Annotated in this window: 16 protein-coding genes; 10 read left to right on the top strand and 6 right to left on the bottom strand. The window is 60.2% G+C overall.

All coding sequences use genetic code 11. The features are described from left to right. Positions 1-13: 13 nt before the first annotated feature. The 6 genes from FHW77_RS04205 to FHW77_RS04180 all read right to left on the bottom strand — a co-directional run bounded on the left by FHW77_RS04205 (position 14) and on the right by FHW77_RS04180 (position 6,311). Positions 14-799: a transporter substrate-binding domain-containing protein gene (locus FHW77_RS04205; RefSeq protein WP_004444890.1), complete on the bottom strand. Its 786-nt coding sequence runs from the start codon at positions 797-799 to the stop codon at positions 14-16. Beyond that, a complete protein-coding gene (locus FHW77_RS04200) occupies positions 796-1,548 on the bottom strand; it encodes a GntR family transcriptional regulator (RefSeq protein ID WP_064263360.1) in 753 nt (250 codons plus the stop codon). Before FHW77_RS04200 ends, FHW77_RS04205 begins: the two co-directional genes overlap by 4 nt. 167 nt (positions 1,549-1,715) lie before the next feature. Continuing rightward, on the bottom strand, positions 1,716-2,699 hold the full coding sequence (locus FHW77_RS04195; protein ID WP_004444893.1) for a 3'-5' exonuclease: 984 nt from the start codon (positions 2,697-2,699) through the stop codon (positions 1,716-1,718). A 194-nt stretch (positions 2,700-2,893) separates the two neighbouring features. Next, positions 2,894-3,307 (bottom strand): hypothetical protein, encoded by a 414-nt coding sequence (locus FHW77_RS04190; RefSeq protein ID WP_004444895.1) that lies wholly within the window; start codon positions 3,305-3,307, stop codon positions 2,894-2,896. A 142-nt stretch (positions 3,308-3,449) separates the two neighbouring features. Beyond that, entirely contained in the window at positions 3,450-4,361 is a 912-nt protein-coding gene (locus FHW77_RS04185; protein ID WP_042936997.1) for a lytic transglycosylase domain-containing protein, read from the bottom strand. Positions 4,362-4,529: 168 nt separating this feature from the next. Further along, a complete protein-coding gene (locus FHW77_RS04180) occupies positions 4,530-6,311 on the bottom strand; it encodes a methyl-accepting chemotaxis protein (RefSeq protein ID WP_004444899.1) in 1,782 nt (593 codons plus the stop codon). A gap of 265 nt (positions 6,312-6,576) precedes the next feature. On the opposite strand from FHW77_RS04180, the gene FHW77_RS04175 reads away from it, so the two are divergent. The 10 genes from FHW77_RS04175 (at position 6,577) to FHW77_RS04130 (ending at position 16,778) form a co-directional block, all read left to right on the top strand. Next, the gene (locus tag FHW77_RS04175; protein WP_004444901.1) at positions 6,577-7,167 is read left to right on the top strand and encodes a methyltransferase family protein; all 591 of its coding nucleotides are present in this window, start codon (positions 6,577-6,579) and stop codon (positions 7,165-7,167) included. Positions 7,168-7,295: 128 nt separating this feature from the next. Continuing rightward, positions 7,296-7,769 carry a VOC family protein gene (locus tag FHW77_RS04170; protein WP_004444902.1) on the top strand — a complete coding sequence of 158 codons (474 nt, stop codon included), beginning with the start codon at positions 7,296-7,298 and terminating at the stop codon, positions 7,767-7,769. A 261-nt stretch (positions 7,770-8,030) separates the two neighbouring features. Continuing rightward, entirely contained in the window at positions 8,031-9,374 is a 1,344-nt protein-coding gene (locus FHW77_RS04165; protein ID WP_004444904.1) for an extracellular solute-binding protein, read from the top strand. Positions 9,375-9,454: 80 nt separating this feature from the next. Continuing rightward, on the top strand, positions 9,455-10,345 hold the full coding sequence (locus FHW77_RS04160) for a carbohydrate ABC transporter permease (protein ID WP_004444905.1): 891 nt from the start codon (positions 9,455-9,457) through the stop codon (positions 10,343-10,345). A gap of 7 nt (positions 10,346-10,352) precedes the next feature. Then, positions 10,353-11,237, top strand: coding sequence for an ABC transporter permease subunit (locus FHW77_RS04155; RefSeq protein ID WP_182590351.1), 885 nt, complete (start codon positions 10,353-10,355; stop codon positions 11,235-11,237). 33 nt (positions 11,238-11,270) lie between these two features. Beyond that, positions 11,271-12,392, top strand: a complete 1,122-nt coding sequence (locus FHW77_RS04150) for a sn-glycerol-3-phosphate import ATP-binding protein UgpC (protein ID WP_045531724.1) — start codon at positions 11,271-11,273, stop codon at positions 12,390-12,392. Between the two features lie 316 nt (positions 12,393-12,708). After that, on the top strand, positions 12,709-14,034 hold the full coding sequence (locus FHW77_RS04145; RefSeq protein WP_004444911.1) for an LLM class flavin-dependent oxidoreductase: 1,326 nt from the start codon (positions 12,709-12,711) through the stop codon (positions 14,032-14,034). A gap of 151 nt (positions 14,035-14,185) precedes the next feature. Next, the gene (locus FHW77_RS04140) at positions 14,186-15,181 is read left to right on the top strand and encodes an aliphatic sulfonate ABC transporter substrate-binding protein (protein ID WP_004444913.1); all 996 of its coding nucleotides are present in this window, start codon (positions 14,186-14,188) and stop codon (positions 15,179-15,181) included. Further along, positions 15,178-16,047, top strand: a complete 870-nt coding sequence (locus FHW77_RS04135) for an ABC transporter permease (protein WP_004444914.1) — start codon at positions 15,178-15,180, stop codon at positions 16,045-16,047. The genes FHW77_RS04140 and FHW77_RS04135 overlap by 4 nt, the downstream gene beginning before the upstream one ends. Next, positions 16,044-16,778 carry an ABC transporter ATP-binding protein gene (locus FHW77_RS04130; protein ID WP_004444916.1) on the top strand — a complete coding sequence of 245 codons (735 nt, stop codon included), beginning with the start codon at positions 16,044-16,046 and terminating at the stop codon, positions 16,776-16,778. The genes FHW77_RS04135 and FHW77_RS04130 overlap by 4 nt, the downstream gene beginning before the upstream one ends. Positions 16,779-16,790 lie beyond the last annotated feature (12 nt).

The following is a 16,790-nucleotide window of genomic DNA, read 5'->3' as shown; positions in this document are numbered from 1 at the left end:
GGATATGTGACGATCAGAGATCGGCCGGCAGATCCTGCCCGAGCCATTTGGTGGCGATGGCATTCAGCGAACCGTCCGCCTTGGCCGCGGCGATAGTCGCATTGACCTTTTCCAGCAGGGCCGTCTCATTTTTGTTGAGGCCGATGTAGCAGGGCGAATTCTTGATCAGGAATTTCATTTCCGGCCGCTTCGGCGGGTTCTTCGCCAGAATGGCGGCGGCGACCACATTGCCGGTTGCGACAACCTCCGCCTGACCGGACAGGAAGGCAGAGATGGTGCCGTTATTGTCCTCATAGCGCTTGATGGTGGCGTCAGCGGGCGCAACCTTCGTCAGCTCGAGGTCTTCGACCGAACCGCGCGTCACGGCAACGGTCTTGCCCTTCAGGTCCTCGGCTTTGGAGAGGGAAACGTCCTGCGGACCGAACACGCCGTTGAAAAAAGGAGCATAGGCGGTCGAAAAATCGATGACCTTCTCGCGTTCGGCGTTCTTGCCGAGGCTGGAGATCACCAGATCGACCTTGTTGGTCTGCAGATAGGGAACGCGGTTGGCGCTGGTGACCGGCACCAGCTCCACCTTCACGCCCAGCTTGTCGGCGATCAGCTTCGCGACGTCGATGTCATAACCCTGCGGTGTCATGTCGGCCCCGACACTGCCAAAGGGTGGAAAATCCTGCGGCACGGCGACGCGCAGCGTGCCGCGTGCGGCAATGTCGGCAAGGGCGTCCGCCTTTGCGGGCGCGGAAAATCCGAAGGCGGCAGCCATGGCGGCGGCGGCGATGAAGGTCCGTCTGAATATCATGGGTCATTCTCCTTGTGCTGGTTCTGTTGCTCGGTTTTTTTGTCGGTATCGCCGCGGTTATGCTCCGGAAGGGCGAGCGAGTGGCGAAGACCGGCGAGCGGGTCAGGTCGCCGGGTGAGATCGAGGCCGGTTTCCACTTCGTCCAGATGTTCGATTGAAAGCTCCGCCGCCCTCGCGAAATCGCCGGCTGCCATCGCCTCGAATATCCGGCAATGTCCCTGATGCGACTGCAGCGCATGGAATTCCGACTGGTAAAGCATGGAAATGAGGATCGTGCGGGCCGTCAGGTCGCGCAGCAGTTCAACGAGGACGGCATTACCGCAAAGCTCGGCGATCCTGATGTGAAAATCGCCCATGAGGCAGGTCAGGCGCTGCCGGTCGCCCGCGGCTATGGCGACTTTCTCTTCCTGGAGATGCGCCAGGAGAACGCCGCGCCCTTCCTCGGTAAGGGTCCGCATACTGCGCAGCAACCCGGATTCGATGATCCGGCGCGCTTCATAGATGGTCATCGCCTCCTCGGCAGACGGCTCGACCACGAACCAGCCCCGCCTCGCACTAACGTGCACGATTCCCCGGGTTTCCAGCCGCATCATCGCCTCGCGTACCCGGGTGCGCGATACGGAGAAAAGACCGGCAAGCTGGTTTTCGCTGAGCCGTGTGCCCGGCCGGATACGCGCCGACAAAATGCCGGATACGATGGCCTCTTCAATGTTTATCTGACGATCCTGCCTGGTATGTAAATCTTGCATACAAGACGGAAAGCAAAGCCCGTGCCAGACGGATTCCCCACTTTCAATCGCGGGGAAAACGACATGAGCTCAAAATTTGAGCAATCCGTCCAGCGCACACGAAAGAAGCAGCCTGTTAACAGGACAGATTTTCATCATTCGATCAAAGCGCCCGCAGGCGATTAACCCTACCCGGCCTTGAACCGGTCGAAAGCCGTGAGATATTTGACCGTAGGGTCGGCGTCCCAGCGATAGATTTCGGTGCGCAGAAAATGCAGCTCCTCCGCCAGCATCTCTTCCGGCAGCTCCGCCCACCAGGATTTCGGCCGGCCGTCCGAACCGTCCGACCAGCGATAACCCCGCTTTTTCAGGTGATCCTTCATATCGAAGGGGCTGTTCTCCGCGTAGATCCGGACGCGCGATCTACGGCTAGCCGCGTGAAGCTCCATGAAGGGCGTCATGCCTTCTTGGCCCGGCCGGTTCTGCTCGAGCACCTCCAGCAGCGCGAAGCAATCATCAACGGCGCGATGGCCATCATGGAAATAACCGGACTGACCGATCAGATAACCCAGCTTGTTGCCCTCAAATCCACGCACCCGCCAGTCGATTTCGGAAACGGAGCAGGCCCAGGCCTTCTCGTTGAATATGGGCGAGACGGCTTCACAGAAGGGACGGTCAAAGCCGGCATTGTGGGCAATGATCAGATCGGCATCGCCGACGAGAGAAGCCAGCCGCTCCATGTCGATCGCCTGCCCCGCAACCATGTCATCGGTGATCCCTGTCAGCCGGGTGATCTCCGCCGGTATGGCGACGTTGGGCTGCCGCAGTCCGCCGTAAATGCCGGTGACGTCGCCAATGGCGCCCTGATCGTCGAACGTGAAGGCGATGACGCCGATCTCGATTATTTCGTCCGTACGGTGGTTCAGACCCGTGGTTTCCGTGTCGAGGATCACGCCCCGGCGGGAAAATTCCGGCCTTGGCCGTTCCACGACCTGACGCGGCATGAGCTTGCGCAGAACGCGGTAATTGCCGGTGGATTCGAGATAGCCCGCCAGCCCCTCGTCATCCATCGCGACCCTCTGCACCGCTCCGCGTCCCGGCATTTTTCGCCCCCGTTCGGTCTCGGGAAGCCGCGCGGCCGCGGAAGCGAAAAAGTCCAACTGGGAGGTCATGAGGTGCCTGTCCGCCTTGCCCGGAAATCGAAAATCAGTACTCCAACATATGCGTAGAGGCTCACGGTAACAACAGCAGACGCTCTCATCCACAGAAAGGCGGCGCCAATCCGTTAACGAAAGACGCGCACGGTTTCAGGCTTCGGAAAAAACCGCCGTCATCTGTAAATCTGCGGCGATCTCAACCACGGCGGTCAGGGAGCCGGACGCCCCAGGACAGTCTCGCAGCTTGCCGGATCGCCGATGATCTCGCTCGTGGTGATGATGGAAGCTGCGTCCGCGGTGATCTTGATGATGCAATCGCGGCGATGTTGCTTGATTTTCATGCCCTCGGTCTGCGAGACCTGTGCCTGCCCGTCGACGGTCCGGTATTCGCGCCGGTTGCTGAGCCCGGCATAGGTCTCGACATCCACTTTCAGCCAGTAGGATTCGGTTGCGCCCTTTTCGATGATGACCTTGTTGGGGCGGCCAAGCCGAGCGATTGCCGCCTCCCGCGGCTGCCCTTTAAAACCGGCCACAGTGCGGGTGATTTCCGTCTGCCCGGTGCTGGTGCACGCCACGGCCATGGTCAGCATCGCTGTCAGCGCTCCGGTTTCAAGCAATCTCATGTGCAATTCATCCCCTCGTCACACGCCACCGGCCCGCGGGTTGCGGTCGCCGCCGGCCGCAAATCTAGGAGCGATCATCTCACACTGAAAGGAGGAGCGGCGTATGGGCCGATCAACTTGTCATGATCAGCCGCGGCCCCCGCTAGCGGTTGCGGAATACGGTGCAGGGAACACCCGCCCCGCGGATTTCACCACAAAGCGCATTGGCTTCGGCTCTGGTCTCGCGGCCGATGCGCGCGGCGTAACGCGGGCGCGAACCGAAATTGCCACCCCTTTGCCGCACGATCAGTGCGCGCTCGGCATTGAGAGGCCCCGACAATTGGCCTATGGCACGGGTAAAGAGCCGGTTCGCCACCGTCGGATTGTAGTGGGCTGCAAGCTGCACACCCCATGGCGCCCAGTCGGCCGAAGATATCAGGACGGGATCGTTGATCGTGCGTGTATCGGCAAGCCGCAGGCAGGCGTCGATGAAGGGCCGGCTGCCGTCCAGCGCCGGCGCGGCCTTATCCGGTGGATTGTCTTTCCAGCTTTCCACGGGATACCCGGTGATTGCAAAGACATAATCGCGCGTTTCCACCGGCAGGCGACCTGTCGCAATAAAACCGCGCAGCCCCGCCTCGCCGGCATTATAGGCTGCGGCTGCGAGACCGAAATTGCCGAAGCGCAGCTTCAGCTCCGACAGATAGCGTGACGACGCCTCCAGCGCAGCAATGATGTTGAAACTGTTGTCCAGACCACGCAGCCTCGCCGTCCCCGGCATGAACTGGGCAATGCCTTCCGCCCCCTTCGGGCTCACCGCATCGGCCCGGAACAGGCTCTCCCGCCAGATCAGCCTGGCGAAATAATCCGGCGGAACGGCATGGCGCGCGGCGAGAACCTCGATGGCGTGGCAAAGGTCCCTGTTGTAGCTCTGGGGACTGATGCACAATTCGGGCGCCACATCGTGGGCATGGGCGCAGGACGCCTTGCCGTCAGCCGGCGTTTCGGCCTGCGCCGGCCCGAGAAACGCCGCCAGCCAGCAGAGAACGAGCACGACCCTGCCTGTTGATGTCATCCCTGCCAAACGAAAGTCCCCGTAATCTTCAGGCGCGCTGCGCCGATTATCCGACAATCGCGACGATATGCCTATACCCCGCACTTGCATGGATCGATTTCGGTTTCAGACGTTTCATGGCCCCCCATGCCAAGGCCCGCAGGGGATGGAAGGGAACCCCAGATGCCTCTAAAAGTCCTGCCATTCCTCACGCGCGACAGCCGCGCTCGATGCGCCACGCACGCCCGGCGGGCGGGATAGCGGGCGGCGCGGGGCGGCGGCGGCGGGCTGGTCCGACCAGCTGCGCGTAGAGGCCGCATGACGCGCAGTCTCCTCGAACCGGAACTGGCCAAGGAGCTCGAACAGGGCCGCGGCCTCCCGCGCGAGGCTGTGGCTTGCGGCCGTCTGCTCCTCCACCATCGCGGCGTTCTGCTGGGTAGCCTGATCCACGCTGTTGACCGCCTGATTGATTTCGGCAAGCGCCGTGGACTGTTCGCGGGCCGCATCCACGATCGCCGCCACATTGGTATTGATGTCGCGGACCTGCTCTGCGATTTCCTGCAGCGCCGAACCCGCCCTGGTGACGAGGCCGACGCCGTTTTCCACCTGCTTGCCCGAAGCGTTGATCAGGTTCTTGATTTCCTTTGCGGCCGTCGCCGAGCGCTGCGCAAGCTCGCGCACCTCCTGCGCGACAACGGCAAAGCCCTTGCCTGCCTCGCCTGCACGGGCCGCTTCCACGCCCGCATTGAGCGCCAGAAGGTTGGTCTGGAAAGCAATTTCGTCGATCACGCCGATGATGCTCGAGATTTCCCGCGATGATTTTTCAATCTGATCCATGGCGCCTATGGCATCGCGCACCACCTGGCCTGAATGTTCGGCATGGTCGCGGGCACGGGCAACGATCCTGCCGGCTTCTTCTGCCCGACGGCTTGAATCACTGACTGCGGTGGTGACCTCTTCAAGCGCGGCTGCGGTCTCCTCTATCGAAGCCGCCTGCTGCTCCGTCCGTCTGGCAAGATCATCTGCCGCGGATCGTATTTCATTCGACCCGGAAGAAATGGCGCCGGCATTTTCAGACACCCGCGTCATGGCCTGCTTGAGCTTTTCCGAAGCCGCGTTGAAATCCGTGCGCAGCCGTTCAAGCGAGGGAATGAAAGGCGTGTCGATGCTCTGGGCAAGATCGCCTTCGGCAAGGTCTGTAAGGCACTGCGCCAGCTTTTCGACATTCTCGACACGGCCGGTCACATCGGTCGCGAATTTGACGACCTTGAACACTTTCCCATTCAGATCGAATATCGGGTTATAGGAGGCCTGGATGAAGACCTTGCGGCCGCCCTTGCCAAGACGCATGAATTCATCCGCCACCAGATCGCCGCCGGCGAGCCTTTCCCAGAACTGCCTGTAGGCCGGTGACTGTGTATAGGCCGGCTCGCAGAACATGGAATGATGCCGGCCCTGCACTTCCGCCAGAGAATAGCCCAGCGCCGTCAGAAAATTCTCGTTGGCGGTCAGGATTTCGCCGTTGGGCGAGAATTCGATGATGGCCTGCGCCCGGGAAAGGGCGTCGATCTTGCCGGCGTCTTCCGCCGCCTTCAGCTTGCGTGCGGTGATGTCTGTAGCGATCTTCACCACCTTCACCGGCTTGCCGCGGCGAAACACCGGGTTATAGGAAGCCTCGATCCAGACCTCCCTGCCGCCCTTGCCGATACGCTTATACTGCTGCTGATCGAACTGACCGGCAGCAAGTTTTGCCCAGAAGCCCTTGTAATCCGCCGAAGCGATGACGGCGGGTTCGACGAACATGCTGTGATGCCTGCCGAGGATTTCCGAAAGTTCGTAACCCAGAGCCCGACAGAAATTCTCATTGGCGGCAAGAATCTTTCCCGAAAGGTCGAATTCTATGATGGCCTGGGATTTGGAAAGTGCGGCGAGAGCCGCGAAAGCATTGGCACCACGATCAAGAACACTCAAGCGCGTTTCTCCGATGAAACAGGAAGTTTCTATCCAAAATTATTCACGCATATTATAATTTCAGTATTAATTGATATTTAATGATAATTTTTATTTTCGTCCGGTGCACGTGCGTACTCCGGCGAAATTTCCATTCATTGGTTTGTTTTTTGAAATTTCACGCCTGTCCCCGTAGTCGAAGACAGGGCGATGCAATAGTTCCATTGCTACATTTGTTCCGAGTCGGAAGCCCGCTTCCGGCTTGGGCAATATATTTGGGGGAGACATGATTGATCTTGTGGCAGTGCTTGCTGTGTGGACCTATATCGGCGGTTTCTTATGGCTGACGGCCCGGCTGGCGAAGCGCACGGGCGAACCTGTCTGGCTTTTTGCCAAGGGTCGCGAAAGGCAAACCGTTCCCGCCACGCTTTTCCGTGTCGCGTTTCTTCTCGGCGCGCTTCTGCCGCTTTTCACCCTCTGGCTGGAACCGCAACAGGCCGGTTGGCTGCTGGACCGACACTATACCGGCGCAGCCATCCGCTTCGCTGGGGTGGTTATGGCGCTGGCGGGAAGTGCGCTCGCGCTCTACGCGCAGCATTACATGGGCAAATCGTGGCGCATCGGCGCGGCCGAAGGCCATCTCGGAACCATCGTGGATACCGGGCCTTTCAGCATGTCAAGAAACCCCGTCTTCGTCGGGCAGATTGTGCTGTTTACGGGATTGGTTCTGGTGTTCACCTCCGTTCTGCAGCTCACCGTCGCCATCGTCCTCATCATTGCGGTGATGCTGCAGGTCAACATTGAAGAGCGCGTGCTGACAAAGGAACTTGGCCCGGCCTATGTTGCCTATCGGCGCAGGGTGAGACGCTGGCTTTGACACTGGTCACGTATTGTTTTCGGAACGTTTGCGCTGCGGCTGCATTTTATGCCGGATGGGGAGCCGTCAATCTTCCCATGAGTTACCCGCCGGCAAGGGGAAGCCGTCAACCTCGGAGGACCATACCCATGCAAAAGAACATGATCTGTATCTGGTACGACAAGGACGCTGAGGCAGCAGCCCGTTTTTATGCCGACACGTTTCCCGATAGTGAGGTGATAAAAGTGTATCACGCGCCGGGCGACTATCCCTCCGGCAAGCAGGGGGACGTCCTCATGGTGCAGTTCACTGTCGCAGGCGTAACCTGCATCGGCCTCAATGGGGGACCGCAATTCAAGCACAGCGAAGCTTTCTCATTCCAGATATCGACTGAAGATCAGGAGGAAACCGACCGCTACTGGAACGCCATCGTTGGCAATGGCGGCCAGGAAAGCGCCTGCGGCTGGTGCAAGGACAAATGGGGCATCTCCTGGCAGATCACGCCACGCGTGCTGATGGATGCCATGGCTGCCGGCGGGGCAGAAGCCAGACGAGCCTTCACGGCGATGATGGATATGAAGAAAATCGACGTCGCCGCCATCGAAGCCGCACGCCGGGGTTGATGGAGACAGACGGTTCAGCATCAGGTAGCGGAACGCCCGCTTTCCACGTAAATAACTGACGTCTAAATAGAAATACATGCATTGCGCTTCCAGCGATCGTATTTCGCCGCGCCGACGATGCTGCGCCGCAAGTCATCATAAAACGTTCAACAAAATGTAAGCTATCCGTCAAATACGACTGTTAGCAGAGCCCGTGGCTTCGTGCTCAGGACATGACGTCCCTGCCGATCAGGCCATCATTCCATCAACGGGGCTCAACTCATGAAACCTTCCGCTCTGACCTCTTTCATGGCCGGCGTTGCCATTGCCGCCGCCTTCGGCGCCACGGCTGCCCACGCTGAAAAGACCAAGTTCGAATTCTGGTACGGCCTTTCCGGCGATCTTGGCGAACGCGTTCAGGACACCTGCAAGAAGTTCAACGAATCCCAGGCTGAATTCGAGATCGTCTGCACGTCTCAGAACGATTACGACGCCACGCTGCAGAACACCATCGCCGCCTACCGCGCCAAGAAGCAGCCGGCGATCACCCAGATTTACGACGCCGGCACGCTGGACATGATGCTGTCCAAGGCTTTCGTTCCCGCGAAAAAGCTGATGGCTGACAATGGCTACAAGATCGACTGGGACAATTATTTCCCGGGCATTGCCAATTATTATGCAACGGCTGCGGGCGAGCTGAACTCCTTCCCCTACAATTCATCCACCGCTGTCTTCTATTACAATGTCGATGCGTTCGAAAAAGCCGGCATCACCTTCAAGCCCGATACATGGGAACAGGTTGAAGAGGCCGCGAAGAAGCTGAAAGCCGCCGGTTTCGAATGCCCGCTCGCCTTCAACTTCGACACCTGGATGCTGATGGAACAGTTCTCCGCCATCCATAACCAGCCGATCGCCACCAAAGGCAACGGCTATCAGGGCCTCGACGCGGAACTGACGATCAACAAGACCAAGTTCGTTGACCATGTGAAATTCTTCAAAAAGATGCAGGACGAGAAGCTGTTCGTCGTCAAGACGAAGCAGCTCGGCATGGACATCCTGCCCGCATTCACCTCGCAGACCTGCCAGATGTTCATGTCTTCGATTGCCGGGCACGGCACCGTGGGCAAAGGCATGCCTGAGGGCGTGAAGTGGGACGTGGCCATGCTGCCGGTCTGGAAGGGCACGCAGCGGCAGAACTCGCTCGTCGGTGGCGCTTCCCTGTGGGTCATGGCCGGCCGTCCGGAAGCGGAATACAAGGGCGCGGCAGCATTCCTCAACTTCATCGCCCAGCCGGAGATGGTTCAGTGGTGGTCCACGGTCACCGGTTACATCCCGGTCACCAAGACCGGCTTCGACGCCATGAAGGCCAACGGCTTCTACGACAAGGCACCCTATAAGGGCCGTGAAAAGGCAATCGAGAGCCTGACCTTCACGCCGCCTTCCGAATATACGCGCGGCATCCGTCTCGGCAACTTCACGCAGATCCGCAAGGAAGTCTCCACGGCACTCGAAGCCATCTTCATGCAGAATGCCGACGTTCAGGGGGAACTCGACAAGGCCGTCGAGCGCTCCAATGCCGGCCTGCGCCGCTTCGAAAAGACCTATGCCGGCGCCAAGCTGAACTAAGCTTCGCCGTTTTTCCAGAGGCTTGCCCGCGGGATCTCCCGGGCAAGCCCGTCCAGTTCTCCACTTTTGCCGGTTACTCAATGGAAAAGCGCGCCGTCTTCAAGAGCACGTGGTTGCCCGTGCTGTTCGCCCTGCCGCAGCTTCTGCTGATCTTTCTGTTCTTTTATTGGCCTGTGGCAGCGGTCATCAACTGGGCGTTCACACTTGAACCGCCCTTCGGCGGTGCGGCGGAATTCGTCGGGCTCGCCAATTTCAAGGAAACCTTCTTCGATCCGCTTTATTGGCAATCGGTGCTCGTCAGCCTGATCTTCGCCGTCGCCGGTCCGTTCTTCACCATTCTCATCGGCCTTGTCCTTGCGCTTTGCGTGGATCGCGCCCTTCCCGGCTCCGGCTTCTTCCGGGTGCTCTACATTCTTCCTTACGCCATCGCCGGGCCTGCGGCGGGCATGGCTTTCCGTTTCATCCTCTCGCCGGAACGCGGGCTTGCCGCCTCGCTCAACGCATGGTGGCCGGATTTCTGGAACCCGGCAAAATATGGCGAGCACGCGCTGATCCTCGTCATCGTCATCTTCATCTGGAAATGGGCGGGTTACACCTTCATCTTCCTGTTCGCCGGCCTGCAATCCGTGCCGCGCGCGCTGACGGAAGCAGCCGCCATGGACGGCTCCGGGCCCGTCCGCCGCGCCATCGACATTCAGGTGCCGCTGTTGGCACCGACCCTGTTCTTCCTGACCGTCATCATGATGACGGAGGGCTTCGTCGGCGCGGATACGTTCGGCATCGTCGCCTCCACCACCGAGGGCGGTCCCAACCGCGCGACCGAAGTGATGGTCTACCGCATCGTCAGCGAAGCGTTCGAGGGGCTGAACTATTCCGGCGCCTCGGCACAGAGCCTCGTCCTCATCGGCCTCATCATGATTTTCACCTTCATCCAGTTCCGCTTCGTCGAGCGGCAGGTCCATTACAAGTGAGGCGACGATGATCCAGCGCACCCCCTATGCCGACGCCCTGACCTACGGGCTGATGATTGCCGGTTTTCTTCTGCTCATCGGTCCCCTGCTCGTCGTGATCGCCGGCGCTAGCCAGTCTGTCGTTCAGGTCAACAGCATCCCGTTCAGCTTTCTGCCACAGGGCGAATTCCTCACCAATGCCCAAACCGCCTGGCAACGCGCCAATCTCGGCAACGCCCTTCTCAACAGCATGATCATGGCCACGCTGGTCACGATCGGCAAGGTGGCCCTTTCGGCCTTTACCGCCTTTGCCATCGTGTTCTTCCGCTCGCCGCTGAAGCACCTCTTCTTCTGGACGGTGTTCATCACCCTCATGCTGCCGCTGGAAGTGCGCGTGGTGCCGACCTATTCGGTAGCCGCGGATATTTTCCAGCCATCCCGCTCCATCCTCGGATGGTTCGGAATTGAGGTCTCAGTGGAGTGGAACCTCCTGAATTCCTATGTCGGCCTCACCCTGCCGCTGGTCGCAACCGCCACCGGCACCTTTCTATACCGCCAGTTCTTCATGACCATCCCCGACGAACTGGCTGAAGCGGCGCGCATGGACGGATCGGGGCCAATCCGCTTCTTCGTGGAAATGCTGTTACCACTCTCCCGAACCAACATGGCGGCGCTCACCACCATCATGTTCGTTTATGCCTGGAACCAGTATCTCTGGCCGTTATTGATGGTCACCGACCCTTCCTACAAGACGGTGATGATGTCGCTGCGCGCCCTTCTGCCCGCCGAAGACGGCACCCCGGACTGGAACGTGACCCTGGCCGGCTCCCTCATCATCATCACACCGCCGCTTCTCGTTGTCGCCTTCCTGCAACGCTGGTTCGTCCGCGGTCTCGTTTCGTCCGAAAAGTGACGGCACGCGGCTTTTAACAACAAGGTTCCCATCATGGCTCAGATCGATATCCGCCAGCTCCGCAAATCCTATGGCAAGACCCCCACGCTGCATGGCGTGGATCTCACTTTCGGCTCCGGCGAATTCGTCGTCATCCTCGGTCCCTCCGGCTGCGGCAAGTCCACCCTTCTGCGCATGATCGCCGGGCTGGAGGACATCACCTCCGGCGAGATCGCGATTGGCGGACGCGTGGTCAACAGGCTCGAGCCGCGTGAGCGCGGATGCGCCATGGTATTTCAGAACTACGCGCTCTATCCGCACATGACCGTCGCCGGCAACATCGGCTACGCGCTGAAAGTCGCTGGCGTCGCCAAGGCCGAGCGCCAGCGCCGGATCGAGGAAACGGCGAAGATTGTCGGCCTTTCCGATTATCTGGAACGCAAGCCGGCTGCGCTTTCCGGCGGCCAGCGCCAACGTGTGGCCATGGCCCGGGCAATCATTCGGGAGCCGCAGGTCTTCCTGTTCGATGAGCCGCTCTCCAATCTCGACGCCAAGCTGCGTGTCACCATGCGCGCCGAAATCCGCAAGCTGCACCAGCGCCTGTCCGCCACCTCCGTCTTCGTCACCCACGACCAGGTGGAAGCCATGACGCTGGCCGACCGGCTGGTCGTGATGAACAGGGGCATCGTCGAACAGGTCGGTCATCCCCTCGATATCTATCATCGTCCCGCCAGCACCTTTGTTGCATCCTTCATCGGTTCGCCGGCCATGAACCTGTTCACCACCCGGGTTGAAGTGGAATCCCACGCCGTCATGCTGGCTGGCACGCCGGTGAAACTCTTCCCCGAAACCGCACTGGAACTGCGCGGCCGCGACGTAACGGTCGGCATCCGCCCGGAGCAATGCCTCGTCAGCGCGGATGGCGAGGGCGTGCCGGCCATCGTCGATTTCGTCGAAGAACTGGGATCGGGCCGCATCGTGCACGCCGAGATTGCCGGCGAAACATTCTCCGCTGCCATAGGCGAGGACCTGGCCGTGAAGCCCGGCCAGCGCATCCATCTCGGCCTGCCGGCCGCGCAGCTCCACTTCTTCGATCCGGCTACCGGCAAGCGTATAGAAACGGAAAGCGCCATTGAGACCCGCCGCACGGGGAACGAGGCGCTTCTGGCGGTCTGAACACGGACGGCACCGAAAAAGAGGTCCGGTGGCAGGCCGCCTGCCGGACCTTCACACGACGCGGCCCCTTCACGACGATACGAAGTTGCAGACACATTAACCGCCCGCGACAACCGATCGGCAGCGACGGTTGCATCGTCGCAAACGCGATCCCGGGAAAAATCTTTCGGTTTGGAAATCATAATCGGAATAGTCTTTGCCGCGCCAATTCCCTGACGGGGATATCGTCGCCGCAAGCAAGAAGCGGGCTTGCGCCCGCCAGCGGATGCGACAGCGAGCCGTCCGCGCCGAAACACCGACAAGAGAGTGAAACCCGATGGCAAATGATCGCAAACTGCATCTCGGCGCCTTTATGAGGCCCGTCAGCCTCCACACGGGCGCATGGCGTTACCCCGGCGCCTTTCCTGACGCCAATTTCAATTTCGCCCATCTGGCGCGTTTCGCGCAGCAGCTCGAAGCTGCGAAATTCGACGCATTCTTCATGGCCGATCATCTCGCCGTCCTGAACATGCCCACGGAGGCACTGCGCCGCAGCCATACCGTTACTTCCTTCGAGCCCTTCACGCTTCTTTCCGCCCTGGCCGCCGTCACCCAGCGCATCGGTCTCGTCGCCACCGCGTCCACCACATTCGACGAGCCCTATCACGTGGCCCGGCGTTTTGCCTCTCTCGATCACCTCAGCAATGGCCGCGCCGGCTGGAACATCGTCACTACCTCGAACCCGGACGCCGCCCGGAATTTCGGCCGTGATGATCAACCCGACCACGCCGAGCGCTATGGCCGCGCGCGGGAGTTCTATGATGTCGTCACCGGGCTGTGGGATTCATTTTCGGATGATGCCTTCATTCGGGATGTCGATAGCGGACTGTTCTTCGACCCTGAAAAAATGCATGTGCTGAACCACAGGGGCCCCGAATTTTCGGTGCGCGGACCGCTCAATATCGCCCGCCCAGTGCAGGGCTGGCCGGTCATCGTTCAGGCCGGCGCATCCGAACCCGGACGCCAGCTCGCCGCCGAAACCGCCGAGGTGGTCTTTGCGGCCACACCCACCCTTGCAGCCGGCAAGGCCTTTTACAAGGACGTAAAGGACAGGACGGTCGCCGCCGGACGGTCGCGTGATGGCATCGTCATTCTGCCTGGCGCGTTCGTTCTTGTCGGCGATACGGTCGAGGAGGCAAAAGCCAAGCGCGCCAGGCTCGACAGCCTCGTCCACTATGAAAGCGCGATAGCATCGCTGTCGATCGCGCTGGGTCACGATGTGTCCGGTTTCGATCCCGACGCCCCGCTGCCCGAAATTCCGGAGACGAATGCGAGCAAATCCAGCCGCGAAAGAGTGATAGAACTTGCCAGAAGCGAAGGGTTGACCGTGCGTCAACTCGCGCAGCGGCTGGGCGGCTATGCGGGGCTCGCCTTCGTCGGCACGCCGAAAACCATCGCCGACGAGATGGAACAATGGCTGCATGAGGAAGGCTCGGACGGCTTCAACGTCACCTTCCCCTTCCTGCCCGCCGGCCTTGACGATTTCACCACGCTGGTCGTGCCGGAACTGCAAAAGCGCGGACTGTTCCGAACGGACTATGAAGGTCCGACATTGCGCGATCATCTCGGACTGCACCGCCCGGTCAACCGCTTCTTTGCTTGATAACGGGATGTCGCGCCGATCCCTCCGGGATTAGGGAGATTTTCCACGCCGCTTTCGAAGTTTGGCATGGGGTTCCAGAGGTGCGTATTGACCACAAAAACCCCTGCCTTTAGCCTTTATGTATATAAAATCCATAAAATAGGTGAATTAAATGAAGGCCGAACATTCCCGCCGCCATATCCTCAAGCTCGGTATTGCCGGCGCGCTTGCCGCGCCGCTTGCAACTCGCGGTGCGCTGGCACAGAGCACGCCGGAATTTCCGGCAGAGCTGAAGCTGGACTGGGGATTTTATTCGTCCCATACACTGCTGATAAAGAACAAGGGCTGGCTTGAGGAAGCGTTCAAGGATGTCGGCACCAAGATCACCTGGGTACAATCGCGCGGCAGCAACAACTCGCTGGAGTTCCTCAAGGTCGGCTCGACCGATTTCGCCGGTTCCGCGGCGCTTTCGGCCTTTCTTGCCCGCGCCAATGGCGTGCCGCTGAAAGTCATCTATGTAGCAAGCTGGGGCGGTTCGTCCATCATTCAGGTGCGTCCGGATTCGCCGGTAAAGACGGTGGCCGATCTCAAGGGCAAGACCATTGCCGTCACCAAGGGCACGGCTCCCTATTTCACCCTTGTCCGCGCGCTTGCTCAACACAAGCTGTCAGTCGATGATCTCAAGGTTGTAAACCTGCAGCACCCCGAGGGGTTCAACGCGCTGCAGCAGGGACAGGTGGATGCCTGGGTCGGTATCGATCCGCACACCTCCCAGGCCGAGCTTGCCGGCGACAGGGCAATTTTCGATGAGCGTAGCTGGCGCGACGGCAGTGTCTTCAGCGTATCGGAGGCGTTCCTGGCAAAACACCCGCGCGCGGTAGAGCGTCTGCTCGGCGTGTGGGTGCAGACGCAGAAATGGATCCGCGAGAATAACGGCGAGTTCATCGATTTCGTCACGAAGGTCACGGGCAACGACCCCAAGATCACGGAACTTACCATCAACAAGCGTGACTGGAACGACCCCGTCCCGGGTGAAGAACTGCTGAATTCGATCCGTATCGTTACCCCGCTGCTTGGCGACGACGTCCTGCGTCCGGGCGTCAATGTCGACAATGTTCTTGCGTCATTGATAGACCCGGCTCCGGCGAAAAAGGTGCTGGGCGCATGAATTCCCATCCGCGCGAATTTCAGCGCGTGAGACAGCCATCCAGACAGTCTCCTTCCCGATCGACGCTTGTGCAAAAGGTGGGGGCTTTCTTCACACGGTTCGACCTGCGCGGTGCGATCGTGCCGGTCGGGTCTTTGCTGCTGCTCGAGCTTTTTGTTCGCATGGGCTGGGTGAGCCCTTATGTGCTGCCGCCGCCATCGGAACTCTACGATACGTTTCTGCGGCTTGCTGAAGGACCTCTCTGGACCAATGTCGCGGCAAGCACCGCCCGCGTTTTCGTCGGCTTCGTCATCGGCTCGGTGCTTGCGGTCATCGTTGGATCGCTGGTTGGGCTGGTCGTTGCCGCCGAGCGTTATCTGGAGCCCACGTTTCAGGCCCTGCGCGCGGTTCCGAGCCTCGCCTGGGTGCCGCTGCTGATGATCTGGTTCGGCATCGGCGAAACCTCTAAAATCGTCCTGATCGCCAAGAGCGCGTTTTTCCCGGTCTATCTCAACCTGTTCTCCGGCATCCGCAATGTGGATCGCAAACTTGTGGAAGTGGGCGAAATGTATCGCCAGCCCCTGCCCGTACTGGTCTGGCGAATTTTTATCCCGGCCTCCCTGCCTCATCTTTTCACCGGCCTGCGTTACGGGCTGTCCCTCGCCTGGCTGAGCGTCGTGGCAGCCGAGCTTCTGGCCGCATCCGAAGGGATCGGCTACATGCTTTCCGACGGGCGGGAACTGTCGCGTCCCGATCTGGTGATGATCGCCATCATCTGCCTTGCGGTGCTCGGCAAGATATCCGACAGCCTGTTCAAGATCGTCGAGGAACGCTGCCTGCGTTGGCGCGATACCTATCCCCTGCAGGAAGGAGGGCGGTTGCGATGAGCCTGCTTCAGGTAGACGTGCGCGAAAAGGCCTTCGGCGATACCGTTGTCCTTCAGGACATTCATCTGGGGCTCGGCGATGGCGAAGCGGCGGTTCTTCTCGGGCCAAGCGGCTGCGGAAAGAGCACGCTGCTGCGCATCGCCGCAGGTCTGGACAGGCGATTTGCCGGCGCAGTGACGATCAACACGGCGGAAGAAGACGGTGCGACGGACACGCCGCCGATCGCCTTCGTCTTTCAGGAACCCCGCCTGATGCCCTGGCTGACGGTTGCCGAAAATATCGGCTATGCGGCCGGCAAGAAATTCGACGTGCAGCGGGTTGAAGGGCTGATCAACGACGTAGGCCTCAGCGGCCACGGCGCGGCGCTGCCAAAGGCGCTTTCCGGCGGCATGGCGCAGCGTGTCGCCATCGCTCGGGCGCTCTATACGCAACCGCGTATCCTGCTGCTCGATGAACCCTTCAGCGCGGTCGATGCCTTCACGCGGATGAAGCTTCAGGACCTTGTTCTGAAGCTTGTCGAACAGCGCGGCATCTCATTCCTTCTCGTCACCCACGATATCGATGAGGCTCTCTATCTCGGCGACCGGATTTACATGATGGGTGCCCATGACGGTCGCATACAGGAGGAGATCGAGGTGGACGTGCCACGCCCCCGTGACCGGCGCTCACCCCGGCTGGCAACCCTCAAGAACGACGTGCTGACAGCCCTGCACAAGGCGCATGTCATCTGATCGTCCGCCCCC

Source organism: Agrobacterium sp. RC10-4-1 (genome assembly GCF_014138475.1).
GTDB classification, from domain to species: Bacteria; Pseudomonadota; Alphaproteobacteria; order Rhizobiales; family Rhizobiaceae; genus Agrobacterium; species Agrobacterium pusense.
The sequence above is the reverse complement of the archived record's forward strand: the minus strand, read 5'-3'. Positions and strand labels throughout refer to the sequence as shown.